Annotated in this window: 17 protein-coding genes and 1 pseudogene; 8 read left to right on the forward strand and 10 right to left on the reverse strand. The window is 61.6% G+C overall.

Annotated elements, in window-relative coordinates; translation table 11 throughout:
* Positions 1 to 63: 63 nt before the first annotated feature.
* Positions 64 to 1,881, reverse strand: coding sequence for a DUF294 nucleotidyltransferase-like domain-containing protein (locus C8E00_RS04545; RefSeq protein WP_133695071.1), 1,818 nt, complete (start codon positions 1,879 to 1,881; stop codon positions 64 to 66).
* 554 nt (positions 1,882 to 2,435) lie between these two features.
* On the opposite strand from C8E00_RS04545, the gene C8E00_RS04550 reads away from it, so the two are divergent.
* From C8E00_RS04550 to mntR, 6 genes and pseudogenes are all read left to right on the forward strand, one after another.
* Positions 2,436 to 2,696: a DUF4212 domain-containing protein gene (locus C8E00_RS04550; protein WP_133695073.1), complete on the forward strand. Its 261-nt coding sequence runs from the start codon at positions 2,436 to 2,438 to the stop codon at positions 2,694 to 2,696.
* Positions 2,697 to 2,702: 6 nt separating this feature from the next.
* Complete coding sequence (locus tag C8E00_RS04555) at positions 2,703 to 4,484, forward strand: sodium:solute symporter family protein (protein ID WP_133695075.1); 1,782 nt, start codon at positions 2,703 to 2,705, stop codon at positions 4,482 to 4,484.
* A gap of 93 nt (positions 4,485 to 4,577) precedes the next feature.
* Positions 4,578 to 5,093 (forward strand): hypothetical protein, encoded by a 516-nt coding sequence (locus tag C8E00_RS04560; protein WP_133695077.1) that lies wholly within the window; start codon positions 4,578 to 4,580, stop codon positions 5,091 to 5,093.
* A gap of 65 nt (positions 5,094 to 5,158) precedes the next feature.
* Positions 5,159 to 9,109, forward strand: a complete 3,951-nt coding sequence (locus tag C8E00_RS04565; RefSeq protein ID WP_133695079.1) for a hybrid sensor histidine kinase/response regulator — start codon at positions 5,159 to 5,161, stop codon at positions 9,107 to 9,109.
* Between the two features lie 139 nt (positions 9,110 to 9,248).
* Positions 9,249 to 10,529, forward strand: a complete 1,281-nt coding sequence (locus C8E00_RS04570; RefSeq protein WP_133695081.1) for an Nramp family divalent metal transporter — start codon at positions 9,249 to 9,251, stop codon at positions 10,527 to 10,529.
* A gap of 10 nt (positions 10,530 to 10,539) precedes the next feature.
* Positions 10,540 to 10,962, forward strand: a pseudogene (gene mntR, locus C8E00_RS04575) (manganese-binding transcriptional regulator MntR); the annotation flags it as partial.
* Positions 10,963 to 11,075: 113 nt separating this feature from the next.
* On the opposite strand, the gene C8E00_RS04580 reads toward mntR, so the two are convergent.
* From C8E00_RS04580 to C8E00_RS04590, 3 genes are all read right to left on the reverse strand, one after another.
* Positions 11,076 to 11,738 carry a response regulator gene (locus C8E00_RS04580; protein ID WP_133695083.1) on the reverse strand — a complete coding sequence of 221 codons (663 nt, stop codon included), beginning with the start codon at positions 11,736 to 11,738 and terminating at the stop codon, positions 11,076 to 11,078.
* Positions 11,739 to 11,996: 258 nt separating this feature from the next.
* Positions 11,997 to 13,946 (reverse strand): acetate--CoA ligase, encoded by a 1,950-nt coding sequence (gene acs, locus C8E00_RS04585; protein WP_133695085.1) that lies wholly within the window; start codon positions 13,944 to 13,946, stop codon positions 11,997 to 11,999.
* Positions 13,947 to 14,086: 140 nt separating this feature from the next.
* Positions 14,087 to 14,641, reverse strand: a complete 555-nt coding sequence (locus C8E00_RS04590) for a SprT family zinc-dependent metalloprotease (protein ID WP_133695087.1) — start codon at positions 14,639 to 14,641, stop codon at positions 14,087 to 14,089.
* 71 nt (positions 14,642 to 14,712) lie between these two features.
* Between C8E00_RS04590 and C8E00_RS04595 the strand changes: the two genes are divergently transcribed.
* On the forward strand, positions 14,713 to 15,363 hold the full coding sequence (locus C8E00_RS04595; RefSeq protein WP_166638251.1) for a YecA/YgfB family protein: 651 nt from the start codon (positions 14,713 to 14,715) through the stop codon (positions 15,361 to 15,363).
* Positions 15,364 to 15,371: 8 nt separating this feature from the next.
* On the opposite strand, the gene C8E00_RS04600 is transcribed toward C8E00_RS04595, so the two are convergent.
* Complete coding sequence (locus tag C8E00_RS04600; RefSeq protein ID WP_133695091.1) at positions 15,372 to 16,484, reverse strand: phospholipase D-like domain-containing protein; 1,113 nt, start codon at positions 16,482 to 16,484, stop codon at positions 15,372 to 15,374.
* 143 nt (positions 16,485 to 16,627) lie between these two features.
* Between C8E00_RS04600 and plsB the strand changes: the two genes are divergently transcribed.
* On the forward strand, positions 16,628 to 19,063 hold the full coding sequence (gene plsB / locus C8E00_RS04605) for a glycerol-3-phosphate 1-O-acyltransferase PlsB (RefSeq protein ID WP_133695093.1): 2,436 nt from the start codon (positions 16,628 to 16,630) through the stop codon (positions 19,061 to 19,063).
* 14 nt (positions 19,064 to 19,077) lie between these two features.
* Here plsB and C8E00_RS04610 read toward each other — a convergent pair whose 3' ends face one another.
* The 5 genes from C8E00_RS04610 to aceF form a co-directional block, all read right to left on the reverse strand.
* Positions 19,078 to 19,848, reverse strand: coding sequence for a class I SAM-dependent methyltransferase (locus C8E00_RS04610; protein WP_133695095.1), 771 nt, complete (start codon positions 19,846 to 19,848; stop codon positions 19,078 to 19,080).
* Positions 19,845 to 20,642 carry an undecaprenyl-diphosphate phosphatase gene (locus tag C8E00_RS04615; protein WP_133695097.1) on the reverse strand — a complete coding sequence of 266 codons (798 nt, stop codon included), beginning with the start codon at positions 20,640 to 20,642 and terminating at the stop codon, positions 19,845 to 19,847. The genes C8E00_RS04610 and C8E00_RS04615 overlap by 4 nt, the downstream gene beginning before the upstream one ends.
* An 85-nt stretch (positions 20,643 to 20,727) precedes the next feature.
* Entirely contained in the window at positions 20,728 to 21,414 is a 687-nt protein-coding gene (gene tsaB, locus C8E00_RS04620) for a tRNA (adenosine(37)-N6)-threonylcarbamoyltransferase complex dimerization subunit type 1 TsaB (protein ID WP_133695099.1), read from the reverse strand.
* Between the two features lie 141 nt (positions 21,415 to 21,555).
* Positions 21,556 to 22,212 (reverse strand): adenylate kinase, encoded by a 657-nt coding sequence (gene adk, locus C8E00_RS04625; protein ID WP_133695101.1) that lies wholly within the window; start codon positions 22,210 to 22,212, stop codon positions 21,556 to 21,558.
* Positions 22,213 to 22,507: 295 nt separating this feature from the next.
* Positions 22,508 to 24,571 carry a dihydrolipoyllysine-residue acetyltransferase gene (aceF, locus tag C8E00_RS04630; RefSeq protein ID WP_133695103.1) on the reverse strand — a complete coding sequence of 688 codons (2,064 nt, stop codon included), beginning with the start codon at positions 24,569 to 24,571 and terminating at the stop codon, positions 22,508 to 22,510.
* Positions 24,572 to 24,693: the final 122 nt, after the last annotated feature.

Consider the following 24,693-nt stretch of genomic DNA (forward strand, 5'->3'; position numbering starts at 1 on the left):
CTCCATGCGGAAGACGTTAGTCCGCGCCTCGTTCGGCCCCTCGCCGCCACGCCCAGCGCGGTCTCAGTACTCGAGATGAAAGCGCTGCGACAAGCGTTGCTTGAATTCCTTGACCGTATGCAACGCCTCGCGCAACAAGTCACGCTCGAAACCGCTGAGACGCTGCACGATCACGTGATTGGGCTCCTGTGACGCCTCATTATTGTCGAGGCTGTCCAATTGCTGGCGCAGTCGCAGTTCGGAGAACAACGCCATGGCTTCGCCCAGGTCGTCAGCGAACGGCCGGTCGAGACGCCCGTCATCGACCAGGGCATCGAGACGCGCAAACGTCGAAGTGGCGGCGATACGGCGTTCCAGTGCCAGCGTGCGCACGCCATGCACGATGGGGAACAGCCCACCTTTCTTGATATCGATGCCGTGCTCCGGGCGCTTGAGCGAGCCAAACAGGGTCAACGGTGTGGAATAGCGCAATACGCCCCGAGCAAAGTACGACAGCAACAGCTCATCATGGGAACCTCGCGCGAACAGATGCTCACGCAACCCTTCGAGCAAGCTCGCGTTGCCGGCGATGGCGTGAGCGTCGAGCATGATGGCGAGGTTCATCAATGCCTGCGGGTCGCGGCTCGAGGCCCAGCGGGCGATCTTGCCACGCCATGCCGATTCGCTCGCCACCCACTGCGGATTGGAGACCATGATGTTGCCCGGACAAGGCGGATAGCCGAGCCTGCCCAGCGTGTCGGTCAAGCTACCCATGGCATCTGCGATGCCGGGCCAGTCACTGCCATCGGCCAGGATCAACGCATTGTCCTGATCGGTCTTGAGGATCTGCTCGCCGCGCCCTTCGCTGCCCATGACCAGTAGGCACGATTGCACCTGGTGCGTTTCGGGTATCAGGAAGCGAAACGCCTTATGGATAATGCGTCCGTTGAGTGCCGCCAAAAGCTCCATGACGAAACGCAGCTTCACCCCTTGCGCCATCAGTGCCTGAATCAGCTGAGGTAGCCGTGCGCTGGCAAGTGCCAAGCTCTCGATATCTTCGGCTTGCTCTATCTGCAGGCTGACGACATGGGCACGGCTCGAAAAATAGCCCAGCACATCGGTCAACTCGACGACGCCCACCGCCTGCGTTCCTTCCATCACCACGACACGCGCCACTTCATGACGCGTCATGCTCACCAATGCGCTAAAGAGATAGTCATCGGCATGCGACGTGACCAACGTAAAATGCGCGATGCCGAACACCTCGGCGGAATGCGACAAGCCTTGGTGAACCAGCGCATCGAGAAGGTCGGTCTTGGTGACCATACCGCAGCGTCCCGCATGACTGACCAGCAGGCTATCGGCATGGCGCTCACGCAAGTGCGTGACGGCCTCGGCAATCGTGGTACGCCCATCGACGACCACGGGTTCGCGCATGCATTCCGCTACCCGGGCCAGCATGAAGCGCGCCATGCTCATGCCGCTTTCCGCTTGCCGCTGGAGCACATGATGCGCCTTTTCCGCCAGATGCTGACGAAAGAAGTCATCGAAGTCGGGATAGGAGTGACAGATGTCTTCGAAAAGCGCTCGAGGCAACAAATAGCACAGGCATTCCTGTTCGACCTGAAACCTATAACGACTCGTGCCATTGAGGATGCTGATCGCACCGAACAGATCGCCCGCCGTGTAATGACCGATGCGACGCTCCCCGTCACTGGCATTGAGGTCGAGTTCGGCGACTTCGCCCTTGTGGATCAGGAACACATGCTCACCGCGCTGGCCGGCATCGAGCATGACCTCGCCCTCATTGAAATAGGCAAGATCGACCCCGTCCCTGACGCGCTGTCTCCCTCGTTCATCGAGCAGATTGAACGGCGGCTGCGAGAGATTGATATCGACCATGGTAGTACCCTCGTCCCGTGCCGGCCCTGGCACGACTTGGTGTCATCATTACCGCTTCATGTTCCTTATACTTTTCGGTAACACGGCCGAAAGATGCTTACCATATTACGCGCTCCAGAATAGCAAATCCGACTTTTATCACGACACATAGACTATCGTTCTACCCCTGAGATCGCCCCAAAAAAGCGGCTGACTTGCATCCTGCAAGGCTCAACTACCTCTTTTTTATAAGCCTGCTACAAATCCTAAGAACCCTCACAACCTCATGAAAAAAATGAGAATTCAAAAAATCACTCTTTAAACTAATGGCTTGATACCAAAGTATGGGGTTCTTTTTTTCCCATCATTGGCCACTATCACCAGCATGGCCATTCAAGGCAATCCCAGGTAGTTAACACGAGGTCGATGGGCCCGTCATTATCGATAAAAGTCTAGCGCCACTATCGTATCAATGACGTCACCCTACAGAGTGTTCTATACCTGCGATTGCTTTGAAGCGTCTTGCACACTCTCATCACGACACCCACATATCATTACCAGTGGAGAGCGACACCATGGCAGATGAAAAATCCAATGCCGAAGCTTACTGGAAAGCCAACGTGCGCCTAATAACCGGTTGCCTGATCGTCTGGGCACTGGTTTCTTACGGGTGCGCGATCCTGCTTCGCCCCTTGTTATCCGGCATTCCCGTCGGTGGCACTGACCTAGGCTTCTGGTTTGCTCAACAGGGCTCCATTCTGACGTTCATTGGCCTGATCTTCTTCTATGCCTGGAAGATGAACCAGCTGGACAAGCAATACGGACTCGAGGAGTAAGTCAGCATGAGTCAATTTGCCATCAATATACTGTTCGTCGGCGCGTCCTTCGCTCTATACATTGGTATCGCGATCTGGGCCAAGGCGGGATCCACCAAAGATTTCTACGTCGCCGGTGGGGGCGTACACCCCATCACCAACGGCATGGCGATCGGGGCTGACTGGATGTCCGCCGCCTCCTTCATTTCCATGGCGGGTCTCATCGCCGCAGGGGGGTATGCCAACCCCACCTTCCTGATGGGCTGGACCGGCGGTTATGTACTGCTGGCCTTGCTGTTGGCGCCTTACCTGAGGAAATTCGGCAAGTTCACGGTGCCCGAGTTCATCGGCGATCGCTTCTACAGCCGCACGGCACGCATGGTGGCCGTCGTGTGCCTGATCGTGGCGTCCTTGACCTACGTCATCGGTCAGATGGCAGGGGCCGGCGTGGCGTTCTCGCGCTTTCTCGAAGTCGATGCGACCACCGGCCTGCTCATCGCCGCCGTCGTGGTGTTCTTCTATTCCGTCTTGGGCGGCATGAAAGGCATCACCTATACGCAGGTGGCTCAGTACATCGTTCTGATCATCGCCTACACCATTCCGGCGGTTTTCATTTCACTGGAACTCACCGGCAACCCGCTTCCTCCGCTAGGCCTGTTTTCCGACCATAGTGCCTCGGGCCAACCGCTGTTGGCCAAGCTCAACGAAGTCGTCACCGCGCTGGGCTTCGATGCCTATACGGCGATGGTGGACAACAAGCTCAACATGGTGCTGTTCACGCTGTCATTGATGATCGGGACCGCCGGCCTCCCGCACGTGATCATGCGCTTCTTCACCGTCCCCAAGGTGGCGGACGCGCGCTGGTCAGCGGGCTGGGCACTGGTATTCATCGGCTTGCTCTATCTGACGGCGCCCGCCGTGGCCTCCATGGCACGCTTGAACCTGATGACCACCATCTACCCCGACATGGCCGGCCAGGTCGAGAATTACGACGCCGCCGCCACCAACCCCATCGCTTACAGCGAACGTCCCGATTGGATCCGCACCTGGGAAGAGACAGGCCTGATCACGTTCGAGGACAAGAACAACGACGGCAACATCCAGTTCTACAACAACAGCGCCGACTTTTCCGAGCGCGGTTGGCAAGGCAACGAGTTGACCGTCAACAACGACATCCTGGTACTGGCCAATCCGGAGATCGCCAACCTGCCCTCCTGGGTCATCGGGCTGATCGCCGCCGGTGGCCTGGCGGCGGCACTCTCCACGGCAGCCGGCCTGCTATTGGCCATCTCGTCGGCCATCAGTCATGACCTGATAAAAGGAGCCATCAATCCCAACATCACGGAACGCGGGGAATTGAAAGCGGCACGCATTTCGATGTCGGTCGCCATCCTGGTCGCCACTTACCTGGGTGCCAACCCCCCCGGATTTGCAGCCCAGGTCGTGGCATTGGCCTTCGGTATCGCCGCGGCATCGCTCTTCCCGGTGCTGATGATGGGGATCTTCTCCAAGCGGGTGAACAACAAGGGCGCCATCGCGGGGATGTTGTCAGGGCTGACCTTCACCTTGGTCTACATCTTCGTCTACAAAGGCTGGTTCTTCATCCCCGGCACCAACAACCTGGCGGATACGCCGGACAATTGGGTACTCGGTATCTCTCCGCTCTCCATCGGCGCGGTGGGTGCGATCATCAACTTCGCGGTCGCCTACCTGGTGTCCAAATCGTCCGAGGAACCGCCGCGGGAGATCCAGGAGCTGGTGGAAAGCGTGCGCTATCCCAAAGGTGCTGGTGGTGCCGTCAACCACTAAGCCATAATACCCACTGGCTCGGCGGGTCCGGGTCACGGGATCACACCATCGGGCTTCCCACGGGGAGGCCCGATTTCGTTGCAGGGAGAGATTATGATTTGGCAATTGATCGCGGCGATATTTGCCGGCCTCGGCGCGGCAGGGATCGGGTTGATCCTGAGACAGCTCAGCGGTAAGCGCCTACCCCGCTGGATAGTCCCGGCCCTGGCCGGCGTGGGAATGCTCGGCTATCAGATCTACTACGAATACAATTGGCTGACCGCCAAACAGCAACAATTACCCGACTCCGCCGAGGTCGTGGATGTCGAATACGATTCGATGTTTTGGCGTCCCTGGACGTATCTGTACCCCCTCCCCGTCGCCTTCGAGGTGATCGATCGCGACCATTTACGCACCACCGAGGCCAACGGCCAACGCATGGTGGAATTCATCCTCTATCGTTTCAAGAAAGAGGTCACCGACCGCGTGAGCCATCAAGCCTATCTGATGAATTGCAGCAAACGACAATGGGTGCCCCTCATCGGCGATGAACGTCAACCGGATACCGCCGCACTGCGCGAGATGGGTGCCGATGCCCCGCTTTACCAGGCCTTGTGTAAAACATCCTGAGCGTACGGACAACTGACGCGAGCCAGTCGATTACCCTAGAATGGCCGCAGACATAGGGAGGGGGCATGTTCGCTGGCTGGTTACTGATCGTCGTATCACTCGTCTACATTGCCGTATTGTTCGCCATCGCCTGGCGTGGCGACAGCCAGGCCAGACGCCATGGACCGGGCAGGCGACGCCCCATCGTCTACAGCCTCGCGCTGGCGGTCTATTGCACTTCATGGACGTTCTATGGCGCGGTGGGCGAAGCGGCCACGGCAGGCTGGTCGTTCGCCAGCATCTTCGTCGGCCCGATTCTGACCTTCCTGCTGTTCTGGCCCGTACTGGCCAAGATGATTCGCGTCGCCAAACGTCAGAACGTGACCTCGATCGCCGATTTCATCGCCTCGCGCTATGGCAAGACCCAGTCGCTCGCCGCCTTCGCCAGCCTGGTGGCCTTGATCGGCACGCTCCCCTACATTGCCCTGCAGCTCAAGGCCGTGGCCTCGGCCTTTACGGTGCTCACCGACAGCACCGATGTCACGCGCACGCCCTTTCTGGGCGACACGGCATTTTATATCGCCGCGGTCATGGCGCTGTTCGCGATTCTGTTCGGCACACGCCACACCGACGCCACTGAGCACCACGAGGGGCTCATCCATGCCATCGCTTTCGAGTCATTGGTCAAGCTGGTGGCGTTTCTGGTCCTCGGTGCCTACGTCACCTGGGGCATGTTCGACGGCCTCGGCGACCTCTTCGGGCGTGCCGATACCTACCTGGAACTGCAACGTCAACTGACCGAACAGGATTTCGGCCACGGTTTCTGGGCACAGACCCTGCTCGCGATGCTGGCGATCTTCTGCCTGCCTCGCCAGTTCCACCTCGCCGTGGTGGAAAACACGCATGCGGACGATGCCAAACGCGCGCGTTGGCTGTTCCCGCTGTATCTGGCCGCGATCGGCTTCTTCGTGCTGCCGATCGCGGCGGCGGGCCTCACGCTGTTCCCCGAGGGCAACGTCAACCCCGACACCTTCGTGCTGGCACTGCCCATGGCAGGAGGCAGCGAATGGCTGGGACTGCTGACCTTCATCGGGGGGCTCTCGGCCGCCACCGGCATGGTCATCATGGCCGCGGTGGCGGTATCGATCATGATCTCCAACGAGATCATCATTCCACTCTTGTTCCGCCTGCGCTGGTTCGTCACCGAGGGCGATTACGGCAAACTGGTACTCCGCGCGCGTCGCGCGACCATCGTCGTCATCCTGCTGCTCGCCTACATTTTCTATCGCCTGATCGCCGAGTACAGCACGCTGGCCTCCACCGGCATGCTGTCGTTCGCTGCAGCGGCGCAATTCGCCCCGGCGTTGCTGGGCGGTTTGTACTGGAAACGCGGCAATCGTCTCGGCGTGATCGCCGGCATGAACGTCGGCTTCGCGGTATGGGCTTACACCCTGCTGCTGCCAGCCCTGGTCCAGGCCGAATTGCTGCCGATGACCTGGCTGACCAGCGGACCACTCGGACTCGACTGGCTCGCCCCGACGCATCTGTTCGGGCTCAACGTCGGTGACAGCTTCACCCATGGGGTGATGCTCTCGCTGGGCCTCAACCTGTTCTGCTACATCTTTGTCTCGCAGGTGACGCCGCAACGCGTCGTCGAGCGCATCCAGGCATCGCTGTTCGTGGATAGCATCGAGACCCGCCAGACCTCGGTCAACCGTCCCTGGACGGGGGCCACGACGGTGGGTGATCTCAAGGTCCTTTGCGAGCGCTTCCTGGGCACCGGCCAGGTGCAGCGGGCTTTCGAGGACTATTCCCGCCGCGGCGGCCAATCCGTGGACGACAACACCCGCGCTTCGATCGATGTCATCCAGTTCACCGAACGTTTGTTGTCATCCGTGCTGGGGGCATCGTCGGCACGCATCGTGGTCAATTCGGCGCTGCAAGGGCGCGGCATCGGCATTTCCGATGTCATCTCGATCGTCGACGAAGCGTCACAGGTACTGGAATTCAACCGCGCCTTGCTGCAAGCCACCATCGAGAACATCAACCAGGGCATCAGCGTGGTCGACCAGAATGCGCGCCTGGTGGTGTGGAATCAGCGCTACCTGGAACTGTTTCGCTTCCCCGATAACCTGATCCGCGTCAATGCGCCGTTCGACAAGATCCTGCGTTACAACGCGCATAACGGCGAATACGGTCCCGGCGACCCCGAGGAACACGTCGAGTTGTTGATGGACAACATCCGTCAAGGGCAACCGCACCGCTACGTGCGTTACCGCCAGGACGGCACGGTGCTCGAGGTTCAGGGCAATCCCATGCCCGGCGGCGGCTTCGTCTATACCTATCAGGACATCACCCAGCAGAAGCGCACTGAAGAGGCGCTGATCCGCTCCGAAAACAACATTCGCATCTATACCGACAACGTACCGGCGCTGATCGCCTATTTCGACAAGGAATGCCGCTACCTCTTCACCAACCGCGCCTATGAGGCCGCGATGGGCATCGACCGCAACGAGGCGATCGGCGAGCGCTTCGATCATGTCATGCCCGCCCAGGTGATTCGCGAGCGTTCGCCTTGGATGCATCGCGCCCTGGCCGGCGAGCGGGTGAGCTTCGAGATCTCTCAGGACGACGGCGACGGTGGCGTGCGGTACATGCTGGTGACCTATACGCCTCACTTCGGCGAAGGCGAGAGCGTGCTCGGGTTCTTCGCCCTCTACCAGGACATCACCGAGCGACGCCTGGCCGAAATCGCCCTGCGCGAGACCAACGAAAACCTCGAGGAACGCGTCCGCGAGCGCACCCAGGCGCTGTCGGAGGCCAACGCGGCCTTGCGCCAGGAAAACCGCGTACGCGCCGAAGCCGAGTCGGCGCTGCGTCAGGCCAAGCAGGTCGCCGAAGAAGCCAACGCTTCCAAGACACGCTTTCTGGCCGCCGCCAGCCACGATCTGCTCCAGCCACTCAACGCTGCGCGCCTGTTCACCTCGGCGCTGGGGCAACAGGTCGACGCCGACGATCTGCGTCACACCATCAGCCATATCGACAACTCGCTGCAGGCCGCCGAGGAGCTCTTGAGCACGCTACTCGACATTTCCAAACTGGACGCCGGGGCGCTCACCCCACGCCGCACGCAGTTCCCGCTGACCGATATCCTGCGCCCACTGCGGGCCGAGTTCGAGGTCATGGCCGCGGACCGCGGGCTCGATCTGGATGTCGTCGCGACCGGCACCTGGGTAGATAGCGACGCTCAGATGCTACGCCGCATCGTGCAGAATTTTCTCTCCAACGCACTGCGCTATACACAGCAAGGACGGGTGCTGCTGGGATGCCGGCGTCAAGGCGAACACCTGAGCATCGAGGTCTGGGATACCGGCCCTGGCATTCCGGAGGCCAAGCAGGCGGAAATTTTCCAGGAGTTCCGTCGTCTCGACCAAGCCTCTCGCCACAAGGAAAGCGAGAAAGGCCTCGGCCTGGGGCTGTCCATCGCTGACCGCATGAGTCGGGTGCTCGAGCATCCCATCAAGATCCGGTCCTGGGAAAACGTTGGCACCGTCTTCTCGGTCTCGGTGCCCAGGGTCGCGGGGCGTCAGCAGGAAAAAAGCGCCGAGGACACGCCGACGCGTCGTCCCGGCAACAAACTCGCGGGCGCCAGGATTTTGTGTATCGATAACGAGACGCTGATCCTCGAGGGCATGAAGGCGATGCTCGAAGGCTGGGAATGCGAAGTCTTCACCGCCACGTCCATCGGCGGCGCCAAATCGGTGTTGCGCCACCTGGACAGTGACCCCGAAGCCATTCTCGCCGACTACCATCTGGACAACGAGGTGACCGGCTTGATGGCCTTGGAGGCACTCGAGGAACTCTGCGCAGGTCCCGTGCCGGGTATCGTGATCACCGCCGACCGCACCGACGAGGTCGCTGAGGAAATTCGCCGTAATGGTTATCAGCTACTGCTCAAGCCGGTACGCCCTGCCGCCTTGCGAGCGCTCTTGACCCGCACCCTGCAAGCCAATCGCGCCGCTCGTCAGGACCGCTAACGCTGACGCAAGATAGTCCCGGGGCGAGATTAATAGTCAAAACCAATGACCTCTCGACCCAACCGCTATTGGCCAACCCAGGGTCTCTAAGTTAACCTTCAGACACCCGATTAACCATGGTTAACTTAGAGTCGCTACCATGCTGAGTACATTTTCTGATAGCGCAGTACGCGAGCAAGCGGCATCGACGCTCAACGGCAAGGCACAACGCTGGGGGTGGACCGCCTTCTTCGGTCCCGCGCTGATCGCGGCGGTGGCCTATATCGACCCCGGCAATTTCGCTACCAATATCGAAGCAGGGTCACGCTACGGCTATACCCTGCTGTGGGTCGTGCTCGTCGCCAACCTGATGGCCATGCTGATCCAGACCCTCTCGGCACGCCTGGGACTCGCCACCGGACGCAACTTGCCCCAAGTCATTCGCGCGCGCTACCCGCGCCCGGTGGTCTGGTGTTTCTGGATACAGGCGGAGATCGTGGCCATTGCCACCGATCTCGCCGAGTTCCTCGGCGCGGCGCTGGCCTTCAATCTCTTGTTCGGGCTATCGCTGATGGAAGGCGCATTGCTCACCGGCGCGATCACCTACCTGGCGCTGCACCTCTACCGTTACGGTTTCAGGCTCATGGAGATCGTCATCGGCGCGATGATCCTGGCCGTGGCATGCGGCTTCATCCTCGAGCTGGTGCTAAGCCAGCCGCAACCGGCGCCCCTGCTGAAAGGACTCCTGATCCCCGGCTTCCCGGATGGCTATTCACTTTACCTGGCAGCCGGCATACTCGGCGCCACGGTCATGCCACATGTCATCTACCTGCATTCGGCACTCTCACAGCAACGCATCCAGGTAAAAGACGACGCCCATCGCATGCGCTTGATGCGTTACTATCGTCTTGATGTCATCATCGGCATGGCCATCGCTGGCGTGGTCAACCTCAGCATGCTGGCCATGGCGGCAGCAGTCTTCCATGCCAATGGACGCCTCGATGTCGCCACCATCAGCGATAGCTACAAATTGCTGGCACCAATGCTGGGGCAGGTCACGGCAAGTCATGTCTTCGGCGCCGCCTTGCTGCTCGCCGGGCTGTCGTCGTCCATCGTCGGCACACTCTCAGGGCAGGTGATCATGCAAGGCTTCGTGGCCTTCACGATCCCTCTCTGGCTGCGCCGCCTGGTGACCATGTTGCCGGCGTTGGTGATCATCATGCTCGGCGTGTCCGAGCAGAAGGCCCTGGTCGGCAGTCAGGTGATTCTCAGCTTCGGGATTCCATTCGCGCTTATCCCGCTGCTTTTCTTCACCGCCAATCGCCGTATCATGGGCAACCTGGTCAATCACAAATCGGTAACCGTAGTGGGCGGTATCGTGTGCACGTTGATCGTCCTCCTCAACGCGTACGTGCTATTTTCTACGTTCACGGGACACTGAAAGCAGGGGTTGCATGAAGTCTCAGCCCAAGCACGAATATTTCAAACGCGTCCGGCAGGATCACCAGACCGAATTGGTCGAGGATTATGTCGAGGAAATTGCGCACCTGCATAAACAGCTGGGCGAAGCTCGTGCCAGCGATCTCGCCGAATGTTTCGGCGTCAGCGCAGCGGCGGTATCAAAAGTCATCGCGCGCTTGAAACGCGACGGGCTCGCCGTCGCTCGCCCCTACCGGGGGATCTTCCTGACCGACGAAGGGGATGCGCTTGCCAAGCGTGTCATGGCGCGTCACCGCGTCGTTCTGGATGCCTTGCGAGCACTCGGCGTCCCCGAGGAAGTCGCGCGCGCCGATTCCGAAGGCATCGAGCATCACTGCAGTGAAGAAACCGTCAACGCCATGCGCGACTTCCTGCAGCGTCAGCCGCGTTCATAAACCGTCGCCTTGCCCGAGAGCGACGACACACAGAATCGCAGAAGCCGCTCCCGCTAGCACGGAAACGGCTTCTTGTCTGTCACGCAGCCTTGTGGATCGCCACCGAATGCGGCTTAGGACTCGACCTTGGGCGGCTCGACCTCGAGCTTCTGCGCGGCGATAACGGCCTGAGTGCGCGAATGCACCCCCAGCTTGCGTAGAATCGCCGTGACGTGCGCCTTGATGGTCGCCTCCGACACGTTGAGTTCATAAGCGATCTGCTTGTTGAGCAGACCTTCGTTCAACATGTTGAGCACTCGAAACTGTTGAGGTGTCAACGACGCGATGGCTTCGGCGAAGCGCGCTTCATCTTCGTTAGACTCCCCGAGCACATCGGCCATCTCCTCGGGCAACCAGACCTCTCCTTGGAGCACCTCGCGGATCGCTTCGGCGATCACATCCAGTGATGAGGACTTGGGGATGAACCCCGACGCGCCGTAGTCGATGGCACGACGAACCACCGGCGGTTCCTCGCTACCCGAGATGACGACCACGGGCACTTCGGGTGACTGACCACGCAGTTGGATCAGCCCCGAAAAGCCATGCGCGCCCGGCATGTGCAAGTCGAGCAAAATGAGATCAGCGTCGGGATGGCGCATCACCATGTCGGTGGTCGCTTCCATGGTATCGGCTTCGACGATCTCCGCCTGTGGCGCTACTTGGCGCAACGCCTGGTTGAGCGCGGCACGAAACAGCGGGTGGTCATCGGCGACGATGAATTTCTGGGCAAAAGCCATTGTGTCTCCTCCGGATCCCCCTGGAGCGAACGGTCGTGCCGCGATTGTCATCGGCAAGCATCAGGTTCACTTCTTGTTTTCAGCATGTTACCCCATGCTGTAGACAATACCCAAGCCTTGCGTCGACGCACCCCGAACGTTCCTGGTGGCACGAAAAAGCCGGCCATCGGCCGGCGAAAGTCGGGCAGGCACCCGAGGCGAGCTGGCATGCCGCCCCGTGTCGAACGAACCGACACTGGATACCCGCCTCAACACGTGTCAACGATTGACGCGATGCTCGATCAACTCGTCTACCACGCTCGGATCAGCCAGCGTACTGGTGTCGCCCAGGCCCTCGCACTCATTGGCAGCGATCTTGCGCAGGATACGCCGCATGATCTTGCCGGAACGCGTCTTCGGTAACCCTGGCGCCCACTGAATGACATCCGGCGTCGCAATCGGTCCGATATCCTTACGCACCCATTGCGTCAGTTCCTTGCGCAGCTCTTCGCTGGGTTCGGCATCATCGCTCAGGGTGACATAAATATAGATGCCCTGTCCCTTGATATCGTGCGGATATCCCACCACGGCAGCTTCGGCCACGCTACTGTGGGCCACCAAGGACGATTCGATCTCGGCGGTCCCCATGCGGTGCCCGGAGACATTGAGCACATCATCGATGCGGCCGGTGATCCAGTAGTAGCCATCCTCGTCGCGACGGCAGCCATCGCCCGTGAAGTAGACGCCTTCATAGGGAGAGAAGTACGTCTGCACGAATCGTTCGTGATCGTTCCAGATGGTGCGCGCCTGACCGGGCCAGGAATCGAGGAGCACCAGGTTACCCGAGGTGGCCCCTTCGAGCACGTTGCCATCGTTGTCGAGCAACGCCGGCCGGACGCCGAAGAAAGGCCGCGTGGCGGATCCCGGTTTGAGATCGGTGGCCCCCGGCAACGGCGTAATCATGATGCCACCGGTCTCGGTTTGCCACCAGGTATCGACGATCGGGCAGCGCGAATTGCCGATCACGCGGTAGAACCAGCTCCACGCTTCGGGGTTGATCGGCTCGCCCACTGAGCCCAGCACGCGCAGACTCTCGCGTCGACTGGAATCCATGATGTTCTCGCCATGCGCCATCAGGGCGCGGATAGCGGTCGGCGATGTATACAGAATCGACACCTGATGCTTGTCGATGATTTCGCCAAGACGCCCGTGCGAAGGATAGCTCGGCACGCCCTCGAACATCAGGGTGGTCGCGCCGTTGGCCAACGGACCGTAGACGATGTAGCTATGTCCAGTGACCCAGCCGACGTCGGCGCTGCACCAGTACACCTCGCCTTCGTGGTAATCGAACACATAGCGATGGGTCAGCGCCGCATAGAGAAGATAGCCGCCGGTGGTGTGCTTCAGGCCCTTGGGGCGCCCAGTGGAGCCAGACGTATAGAGGATGAACAAGGCATCCTCGGCATTCATCGGCTCGGCCGGGCAGTCGCTCGACTGCCCCTCGACCCACTCGTGGTACCAGACGTCGCGACCGTCGTGCCATTCGATGTCACCCCCGGTGCGCCGGACCACCAGCACCTTGTCGACGATCTCGGTACCGTCGCGGGTCAGCGCGGCATCGACGTTGTCCTTGAGGGGCACATGCTTGCCGCCACGTACCGACTCGTCGGCGGTGATCACTACGCGCGACTGAGCATCGACCACGCGCTGTGCCAATGCATCCGGCGAGAAGCCACCGAAAACCACCGAATGGATCGCACCGATACGCGCGCACGCCAGCATGGCCACCGATGCCTCGGGAATCATCGGCATGTAGAGCGTGACGGTATCCCCCTTGGTGACGCCCATCTCCTTGAGCGCATTGCTCAAGCGGCATACCTCGGCATGCAGTTCACGGTAGGTGAGGGTCTTGTCCTGTCCCGGATCGTCACCTTCCCAAATGATGGCCGGCTGATCGCCACGCGTCTCAAGATGACGATCAAGGCAATTGTAGGCAGCGTTGAGCTCACCATCCTCGAACCAACGGATATCCACGTTGGAAGCGGCAAACGAGGTGTTCTTGACCTTGGTCGGCGCCTTGAACCAATCCAGAGACTCGGCCTGTTCCGCCCAGAAGCCTTCGGGATCGTCGACGGAACGCTGATAGAGGCTCAGGTACGTCTCGTTATCCGCCCAGGCATTGGCGGCGAAATCCTCCGCCACCGGGTAGACTTTCTGCTGTTCGGTCATGGCTGCCTCGCAAGAATCGAGAAATGGATGATCGGCCACCTGATGGGCAACGTGACCGTCCAATAGTGTCTGCCCAGCATATACCCGTAGCCCCCCTGGCTCCCTATTAGACCTTGGTATTATCAATTTCTCTTTTTAATTCATTGAGTTACATCAAATTTCGCCACGTAGCGCAAGCACTGTCGACAATATCGGCAGTGATAGGCAGTGCCGCGTTGCGCCCGCGCATGGCGCCGCGCGGAAAATCGATGCTCGGTATCGCAGCCACACCGATAGCGATATGGCGCGGGACTGGCACGCGTCACATCGAAACGGTGCGTTGTTCGTGGCGGCAACCCGTAGAGCTTTTGCATGACGGTGCGCCATTCGTGGCCATGCGGACGCGCCGGTGGCCCCTCGAGATGAAAGACCACCCAATGCGCCATCTCGTGCGGCACGACGTCGTCCATGAACGCTTGGCGATTCTCGCGCAGCAGGACCGGATTGAAGCGCAGGCCGCCACGGGCGAAGTGCGCCTGACCGGCGCCCTTGCCGCGCATGTCCAGCCATACCTTGGGACGCGGCAGTGAGGGATGAACCTCGAGGGCGACACGCCAGGCCGCCTCGACGTGCGCGCGCAGCGCCTCGTGGAGGGCAGGCTCGTCGAGCGACGCCAGCCAATCGTTATCGGGAGAGGGCAAGGTGACGGACATCATGGGATGCTAGAATGCCGCGCAACGCGTCAGGCGTCCACCACTCAACGACCGCTCCCTGCAAGAGGCCCATCATGTCCGAGACGTCGCCCCCCATGCCCCTGCTCGATGACGAAGCGCTCGACACCCTCGACGATTTCCTCGCATCCGACAAGGTCGACCCCGAAGCGCTCGACTTGATCGGTACCCACGGCTTTCTCGTCGCACTGGCGATCGCACCGATCGAAACGCCGGCCACGACCTGGATCGCCGAGCTGTTCCATGGCGACCCCCAGTTCGCAGACGCCGCGCAGCGCGAACAGATCCTCGGGTTCTGCGAGACCCTCAAGCAAAATGCCATCGAGGCGCTTGAGCACGGTCACCTGCCCGAATTGCCGTTCGACCTCGAGCTGGGTGACATTGCCCCGGAAGAAACGCCCATTGGCGATTGGTGCGCGGGGTTCATGGAAGGCGTATTCCTCAACGAAGTGGCCTGGTTCGAACACGACGAAGCCCGGGTCGCCGAACTGCTGCTGCCTTTCATGGCATTATCGGGACTATTCGACGACGAGCCCGACATGCACGAGCTGATCGCCGACAGCACCCGCGCCGAGGCACTCGTCAAGCAGCTCCCCGAGCTGATCCTCGATCTTTATCTGCATTACCGCGTCCCCGAGGAAAAACCCAAGCCCACGCCGCGCAAGAAGAAACCTGCCGGACGTCCAGGCGGCAAGGGGCGGCGCTAGACGTGTGCTCACCGCAACCGCGTCATCCACCCGTTGAGAGTCCCGAACACCCATTCACGGCAGCGTTGTGTCCACGGACGCCGCTGCCATTGCGCCCAATGGATTTCGTCACTGGTGGCAAAGTTGCGCTCGAATAACGCCGCCACGTCGTTGGCAAAACGGGTGTCCTCGACTTCCTGGTTGGCCTCCAGGTTCCATTGCAGGCTCCAGTGGTCGAAATTGCACGAGCCGATCGACGTCCAGTCGTCGACCAGCACGAACTTGGCGTGGATAAAGCTCGGCTGGAACTCGTAGATGCGTACCCCGGCCCGCAGGAGCCGTGCGTAAAAACGCTGGCCGGCATAACGAATTCCCGGGTGATCGTGACGCGACCCCGGCAGCAACAACCGTACGTCGAGCCCCTGCCGCGCCGCACGGATAAGACGTCGCCGCAGGCTGAAGGTCGGCACGAAGTACGGCGTACATAGCCACATGCGACGCTCGGCAGTGGCAATACGCTGATGAAGCGAATACCGGATCGCCTGATAACGGTGTCCACGTCCACTGATCATGCGCCCGCGCATGCCGCCAGCGAGTGGCGCGATGGGCGCCAGCCGCGGCCACCGACGCGGCGGCGTTTGACGACGCGTCACAGGCGATTCCCACAGCGCCGCGAACAGGCCGACCCAGTCCGCGACAACCGGGCCTTCGATGCGCACGGCCACTTCATACCAGGCATCGACGAAGGCATCGACCGCACCGAAACCGCCGGTAAACGCCAGTCGTTCGTCGACGATCAATAACTTGCGGTGGTCGCGCGACAGGTTCTTGCCCAATCGATGCCACGCCAGCGGATTGAAGAAACGCAGCGCTACGCCGCCCTCGCGCAAGCGCTCGCGATCCGCATGCGAGAGCTTCATCGAGCCATAGCCATCCAGCAGCAGTCGCACCGAGACGCCTCGCTCGGCCGCCGCGCACAAGGCATCGATCAAGCGTGTGGCAAGCGTCCCCGACTCCATCAAATACAACTCGAGATACAGCGTGGTGCGTGCCTCATCGATGGCTGCAAACAAGGCAGGAAGAAAGCGTTTGCCCTCCGGCAACAAGATAAAACGGTTGCCTATGTGCCAACGTCCGCGCATGGTATCTCCTCGATTCACCGCCTGCCGGCTGCCTGACAAGACGTCATTGACGCATGTTTGTAGTGACGCTGAAAAGCGCCGACCTTGGGCCTCGTCGCTCCGGCTGGCTATACTGCGACACCGCGTCTCTTCAAGGCTAATGGATGGCTGTTTCACGCTCTCTCCTCGCTCCCTTGCGCGCCCTGTGCCGCGCACTGCTCGATCGCTGGCTCGACTACCGTCATGTCGACGCGCCACGCCCCGCACTCGATGCCACGTGTCCGACACTCTACGTGCTGCCCCACCCCGCTTTCTCGGACAGGTTGGCACTCGAGTCGATGACACGCCGCGAGGGCCTCCCCGGCGCACAAGGCAACGTCGCGCTCGGCGAGACGCGTCTTCCCGCCTGCATCGCCCTGCCCCGCCTCAGTCGTGGGCTGACGAAGGTGCGCGGGCGACGCTCGCCGCACCTTGACACCTTGCTGGCAAGCTTGGCGGATAACCCAGAGCAGAATGTCCAATTAGTGCCCGTCAGCGTGTTCTGGGGACGCGCGCCCGGCAAGGATTTCGGTTTCTGGAAACTGCTCGCGGCGGATAGCTGGCAATGGAGCGGACGCCTGCGCCGACTCTTGTCGATGATCGTCAACGGCAAGCACGTTCAGATGCACATCGGCGCCCCGTTGCAACTGCGCTCCCTGGTCGAGAGGCGCCCACTGCCGATCGCCCAGCGTCAGACGGCACGCGTGCTGCGCGTGCACTTTCGTCGCGTGCGCGTCCGCGTGTTGGGCCCCGACCTCTCTCACCGCAATACGCTTATTCGCGGCGTGGTCGAGAGTCCGCAAGTGCGACAAGCGATCGCCGATGCAGCCACCGCCCGCAACACCAGCCTCGAACGCGAAACACGCCGTGCGCTACGCTACGGACGCGAGATCGCCTCCAACACGTCATTCCCGGTGCTGCGCTTCCTCTACCAGTTGCTGCGTCGGCTCTGGAATCGTCTCTACGGCGGCGTCACCGTCAATGGGCTCGACGATGTCAAGGCGCTGGCGGGCGATCACGAGCTGATCTACGTCCCCTGCCACCGCAGCCATATCGACTACCTGCTGCTCTCATACGCCCTGTCTCGCGAGGGGCTGATGCCGCCGCATATCGCGGCGGGTCGCAACCTCGACATGCCGGTGATCGGTGCGCTGTTACGTCGTGGCGGGGCGTTCTTCCTGCGTCGCAGCTTCCGTGACAACCGTCTCTATGCGGCCGTGTTCAACGAATACGTGCATCGCCTGATCTCACGCGGTCATCCGCTGGAATACTTCATCGAGGGGGGACGCTCGCGTACCGGGCGAATGCTGGCGCCACGCCCGGGCATGCTCGCCATGACCCTACGCTCCTTCGCCCGCGATCCCCGTCGCGAGGTGGCCTTCATCCCCATCTATATCGGCTACGAGAAGGTGCTGGAAAGCGGCAGCTATCTCAAGGAACTGCGCGGCGGCCAGAAGAAGAAAGAATCCCCCGTCGACCTGTTGCGCATCGTGCATCGCCTGCGGCAACCGCATGGGCATGTCACGGTCAATATCGGGGCGCCCCTCATGCTCAGCGGCTTTCTCGACCACCAGGTGCCCGATTGGCGGGACAACCGTCGTCAAATGCGTCCCGCCTGGCTTAACCAGGCCGTCCCCGCGCTGGGCGCTACCCTGGCCCAGCGCATCAATGCCGCCGCGGCCATCACGCCGGTGTCGCTGGTTGCCCTGGGGCTGCTGGCCAATTCGCACCATGCCATCGAGACCGACCTGCTCGAGCGCCACATGCGCTTGTTGGTGGATCTGAGACGGCATCTCCCGGGCAATGAGCGCATCACACTACCCGATGGCGAGCCTCGAGCGTGGATCGCCCATACCGCTCAGTTGGGATTCATCGAACGTCGTCCACAGGCACTCGGTGAACTCGTCCTCGCCACACCTGAACAGGCCACTTTGTTGACGTGGTACCGCAACAACGTCTTGCACCTGTTCATCGACATGGCACTGGTCGCCTTCGCGTATCGGCATAATGCCCGCTTCAATACAGAGGAGTTGCTCACGCTGCTGGGTCCCATCTGGCCGGTACTCGCGCATGAGTTCCACCTGTCCGCCGAGAGCTTCGCGCCGCGCCTGGAACGCGCCCTCGCCGCGCTCGCCGCGCAAGGACTGCTGATCGAGACCGCACACGCTTGGGAGCGCCCGGCAGGGCACCTCGCCAGCAGCGAACACCTGCGCCTGCTGGGGCGGCTGGTACAACCGACCCTGGAACGCGGTTACCTGCTGTTGGCCGTGCTGCTGCGCGCGGGAAGCGGCACATTGACCCGTGAAGCGCTGGAGGAACAAAGCCGTCAGTTGGCCGAACGTCTGACGCTGCTCTCCGGGCTCAACGCGCCGGAATTCTTCGACAAACGCCTCTTTAGCGGCTTGCTCGACACCCTCGAAGCGCAGGGTTGGTTATGGCAGGAAGATAATACGTTATGCTACGACGCCTCACTCGAACACGCTCAGCGTCGTGGCCAGGCGCTCTTCGATCCCAGTCTGCGCCATCGCCTGACCCAACTCGTGTACCGTCAGACGCCTTGAGGCACTGGGCCGCGTCATGCAGGCTTCAGGCTGCGATGCACATAGAGGTCATAGCGGCTGGTCTTGCCTTCGAGGGTGTGATCCGGCACGCGACCGTCGAGCGGCGGCGCACGACGTGGACGCTTGACTACCACCCGATGCGTGGCGACCTCCAGTGCGGCTTCCAGCAGACACGACGCGTCATCATCGTGACCGGCCAGTTCACGAAAGACGCGCATCTCCTTCTTGACCAGCGCACTCTTGTCGCGATGCGGAAACATGGGATCGAGGTGTACCACCTGCGGTGCCACGCCGTGCCGCGCCACCAGTGTCGCCAGTTCTCGCGTCGCGTCACCATGCGCCACCCGCATGCGTGCCACGATCTCGGCGGTCCCGGCATTCGCGCTCGCGCGGTCGAGGCCATCCTCGAGCAAGGCGTAGATCGCCGCCACACGCTCGATCAACAACACCTCGGCCCCCAGGGTCGCCAGCACGAAGGCGTCTCGGCCCAGTCCCGCCGTGGCATCGACGATGCTCGGCGTCACGCCATGCGCCAAGCCGCATGCCTTGGCGATCAATTGCCCACGCCCACCACCGAAACGTCGGCGGTGCGCCACCTTGCCGGCCATGAAATCGATCCGAATCGGCGCGCCATAGCGGCGCGTGTCGCCGGATAGCGCGAGCCCCTCGTCGCACATGGACAGACACAAAGTGGCATCGGCCTCGCCTTCGGCCTGCCAGGGGAGGCCCAGCCTTGCGGCCAACGCACGCACCGGCTCGCCGATCGCCACGACGCGCTCGCTCATGCCACCCAAACCAAGAGCACGATCCCTAGAATCAGGCGATAGATGACGAACGGCAGCATGCCGATACGATCCAGCGCGGCCAGAAACAACTTGATGCATAGCCACGCGGCGGCGAACGACATCAGTGTCCCGGCGATGATGGTGCCCCAGGCCACGCCTTCGCCCGCCTCGATGAGCTCGAGGCCCTTGAGCGAGCCGGCGGCGAGAATCAAGGGAATCGACAGCAGGAATGAGAAACGCGCGGCGGCCTGACGGGTGAAGCCCAGCAGCAAGGCCGCCGTGATCGTGATGCCCGAACGCGACGTCCCGGGGATCAATGCCAAGGCCTGGGCGAGTCCGATGATCAGCGCACTGCGTAGCGACATCGCCGTCAACGCGTGTCGGCGGCTACCGCGCACATCCGCCCACCACAGGAGCAGCCCGAAGACCAAGGTGGTGATGGCGATGACCAGCGAGGCGCGAAGATATGACTCGATGACGTTTTCCAACAGGAAACCCATCACCACGGCCGGCAGGGTGCCCACGATCACCGCCCAGCCCAGGCGGCTTTCCGGCGTTGCCGGCCCCCCCCGGCATTGGGCTACCCAATCGCGCAGGATGTGCGCCACCTCACGATGAAAGGTCAAGACGACCGCGGCGAGTGATCCGACATGCACGGCGACATCGAAGGCCAGTCCCTGATCGGGCCACCCCAGCAACTGTGAGGGAAGAATCAGGTGAGCAGATGACGAAATGGGCAGGAATTCGGTCAGGCCCTGAATGATGGCCAGCGCAACGACGTGTAACCAATCCATGAGATTGTCCTTGAAACGACGAACAGCATGACGCTGCGTACGAGCGTGCAAGCACGCTTTTATTCACTGGCGCTTTAAAAAACGCTTAGCCGCGTTGCCACGCCACCTCATTGCGCAGATATACCGGCACCGCCGCGTCGGGCGTTGGTCGCTCGCCCGCTTGCCACGCCTGCACGGCCAACTGGACCATGTCCTCGGCAGCCGGTTGCGGTTCGCTCAGGCACTGGCCGAGCGCCGACTGTACTTCAACGGACATGCGCTCGCGCAAGGTCCAGCCCGAGCCGATGCCGACCCAGTCGACATCGTGGGCGGCCACAGGGAGGCGCAGCCGCTCCGGTGCCAACACGGACTCCGTCATGAGCGGCTCTAGAACGCCGTCATGACAGCGGTAGGCAGCCGCGTATATCTCGTCCATGCGCGCATCCAGCGCCGCCGCCACGTAACGCGCATGCAGACGTCGATGTGCGGCCAGCGCCAGGGCTTCCAGGGTGGAGACTCCGATCAGAGGACACTCGAGCGCGAAGGCCAACCCTTGCGCGGTACCGGCGGCGATCCGCAAGCCGGTGAACGAGCCCGGCCCACGGCCATAAGCCAGTGCATCCAGATCGGCAAGCCCTATGCCCGCCTCGGCCAATACGTCATCGACCATCGGCATCAACAGGTGGGTGTGTTGACGTGGAGCATCACGGTAACGGGAAACGACATGGCCATCGCGCCACAAGGCGCAAGAGCAGGCGCTAGTAGAGGCATCCAGGGCCAGCAGAGTGGGCATCGGCGATCATCGAGCAACGGGTGAGCCCGCACTATAAACGTGCCACCGGCCATTGGCAAAATGCCGGCGCATCACCCGCAGCGATGCTTGACGCAGGTCGTCATTGCGCGGCGCCGGAGACACCGCGCGGCGAGAGGAAACTTATCCTTCGAGCGCTGTCAGTACCTGCTGACGGATCGACTCGACGCTGCCGGTGCCTTCCACGCGGTGGTAGGCCGGAGCACTTTGCGGCTCTTGCTGCGCCCACTCGCGATAGTACTGCACCAGCGGCTCGGTCTGTTCATGGTAAACGGACAAGCGGTTGCGCACGGTGGCCTCGCGGTCATCGTCACGCTGGATCAGTGCTTCGCCGGTGACATCGTCCTTGCCCTCTTCCTTGGGCGGTTGGTACTCGACGTGATAGACACGGCCCGAGCCCGGGTGCACCCGACGCCCTGCCAGACGCTTGACGATTTCCTCATCATCGACGGCGACTTCCAGCACATGGTCCAGCTTGACGTTGGCCTCTTTCATGGCATCGGCTTGGGGAATCGTGCGCGGAAAGCCATCGAACAAGAAGCCGTTGGCGCAATCCGGCTGGGCGATACGCTCCTTGACCAGCGAGATGATGATATCGTCGGACACCAGTCCGCCGCTGTTCATGATCTCCTTGACCTTGAGCCCCAGTTCACTTTCCTCCTTGACCGCCGCACGCAACATGTCGCCGGTGGAGATCTGCGGAATGTCGAAATGCTCGCAGATGAATTGGGCCTGGGTGCCCTTGCCTGCGCCCGGGGCGCCCAACAAGATCAAACGCATCGATAGTGCTCCTTGAACGAGTCATCACATGTTCGTTGTCGGCCATGCCATGCGCCATGAAGCGCATGCCATCGCTGTGAGAATGGCCCATGACGATACCTGCACGGCTCAACCGGCACAAGCACACTCACCGCACCTCGGCGGCACATGAACCACGATAATTCACTTATTTTCAGTGACTTGCCTACCGCTTTGCACTTTCGTCGCGCACCTGGGAAGCGGTGCGCATTCAGCCCACAATGAAAAAAGCGGCCTCCGAAGAGGCCGCTTCTATCACGTCATCCATGTGCCTGGATCACATCAGCAGGCGACGAATATCGCTCAGCGCCTGGGCCAGGAAGGCCGTGAAGCGCGCCGCATCCGCACCGTTGACCGCGCGGTGGTCGTAGGACAACGACAGCGGCATCATCAGCCTTGGGGCGAACTCGGCGCCGTCCCACACCGGTTTCGTCTGCGCCTTGGAAACGCCGAGGATGGCGACTTCCGGCGCGTTGACGATAGGCGTGAAGGCCGTCCCGCCGATGGAGCCCAAGCTGGAGATGGTGAAGCAGCCACCGGTCATCTCTTCGCGCTTGAGCTTCTTCGACTGCGCCTTGCCGGCCAGCTCGACCGATTCCTTGGCCAGCTCGATCAGCGATTTCTGATCGGCGTTGCGGATCACCGGCACCATCAGGCCGTCCGGCGTGTCCACGGCGATACCGATGTGCACGTAGTGCTTCTGCACCAGGGTCTCGCCGTCGCTCTTCAGGCTGACGTTGAACTGCGGGAACTTCTGCAAGGCATAGGCACAGGCCTTGATCATGAACGGCAGCGGCGTGAGCTTGGCGTCCTGCTTGGCGGCCTCGTCCTTCATCGACTTGCGGAAGGCTTCGAGCTCGGTGATGTCCGCTTCGTCGAACTGGGTCACGTGCGGCACGTTGAGCCAGCTGCGATGCAGGTTGGCCGCGCCCGCCTTCATCAGGCGGCCCATGGGCTTTTCCTCGACTTCGCCGAACTGGCTGAAGTCGATGTCCGGCACCGCCGGGATACCCGCACCGCCCGCTGGCGCGGCACTGCTTCCGGCACCACTGGCGCGCTGCTGAAGGGCGTGCTTGACGTAGCCTTGCACGTCTTCCTTCAGCACGCGGTTCTTGGGCCCGGTGGGTGTGACCTGGGCCAGATCGACACCCAGTTCACGCGCCAGCATGCGCACCGCCGGCCCGGCATGAACGTGCGCCCCGGCGGTTTTTTCGTCACCGTGCTTATGCCGTGCCTCCGGACTCGGCTCGCCCGTGGGTCGCTTGGCAGACGGGGCCGACTTTTCAGCGCTCGCCTGTTGCTGACCAGCGTCGGCTTTATCGGCACCCGGTTTCTTGCCGCTATCGGCTTTCTTGGCCGGCTTCTTGCTACCGACCACTTCTACATAGCCGATCAAGTCGCCCTCGGAAACGCTGTCGCCTTCCTTGACCGAGACCTCGACCACCTTGCCCTTGTAGGGGCTGGGCACGTCCATGGACGCTTTGTCGGATTCCAGCGTGATCAGCGTGTCTTCCGCATCGATCTCGTCGCCTTCGCTGATCGCCAGCTCGATGATCGGCACGTTCTCGCTGCCGCCGATATCCGGAACACGGAGTTCCTTGCGGCCACCCTCATCGGCGCCTTCTTCGGCATCCTCGTCGGCGTCTTGCCCCCCGGCGTCCGCGTCCGGCTCGGCACTGTCGGAACCGCCTTCCGCCGGTGCTTCGTCGGTATCGTCGTCTTCGTCGTCACCTTCGCCGGCGATCTCCATGCTGCCGATCAGGTCACCCTCGGAGACGCTGTCGCCTTCCTTGACCGCCAGCGAGACGAGCTTGCCGCTGTAGGGGCTCGGCACGTCCATGGAGGCCTTGTCGGATTCCAGCGTGATCAGCGAGTCTTCCGCGCTGACCTCATCGCCTTCACTGACCGGCACCTCGATGATTTCGACGCCTTCGCTGCCACCGATGTCCGGCACCTTGATCTCGACGGTGCGCTTGCCGCCACCGGAAGACTTCTTCTTCGGCGCCGCCTTTTCGGGCTTGGCGTCGTCTTGATCTTCGTCGCGATCGTTTGATGCACTGCTTTCCTGCGACGGAGCATCATTAGCATCGTCGTCACCACCGCCTTCCGCTTCGAGCTCGAGAATATCGTCGCCCTCGGAGACGCTGTCGCCTTCCTTGACCAGCACCTTGACGACCTTGCCGCCCTTGGGTGCCGGGACATCCATGCTGGCCTTGTCGGACTCCAGCGTGATCATGGTGTCTTCGGCGGCAATGACATCCCCCTCGGACACCGCCACCTCGATGATCTCGACGCCTTCGCTACCGCCGATATCGGGAACTTTGATGATTTCGCTACTCAAGGTCGCGCTCCTTTCCAATCTGGCAGTCCGGCCATGTTGTCGGGACATTGCGTCCAGGCAACCTGGCCGAACCAAGCAATCTGGCCATGACCGCCACCGTCTCCAAACGGTGGCGGCACCTT

Origin of the sequence: Chromohalobacter marismortui, assembly GCF_004364315.1 — a bacterium.
In the GTDB taxonomy this organism is placed as follows: domain Bacteria; phylum Pseudomonadota; class Gammaproteobacteria; order Pseudomonadales; family Halomonadaceae; genus Chromohalobacter; species Chromohalobacter marismortui.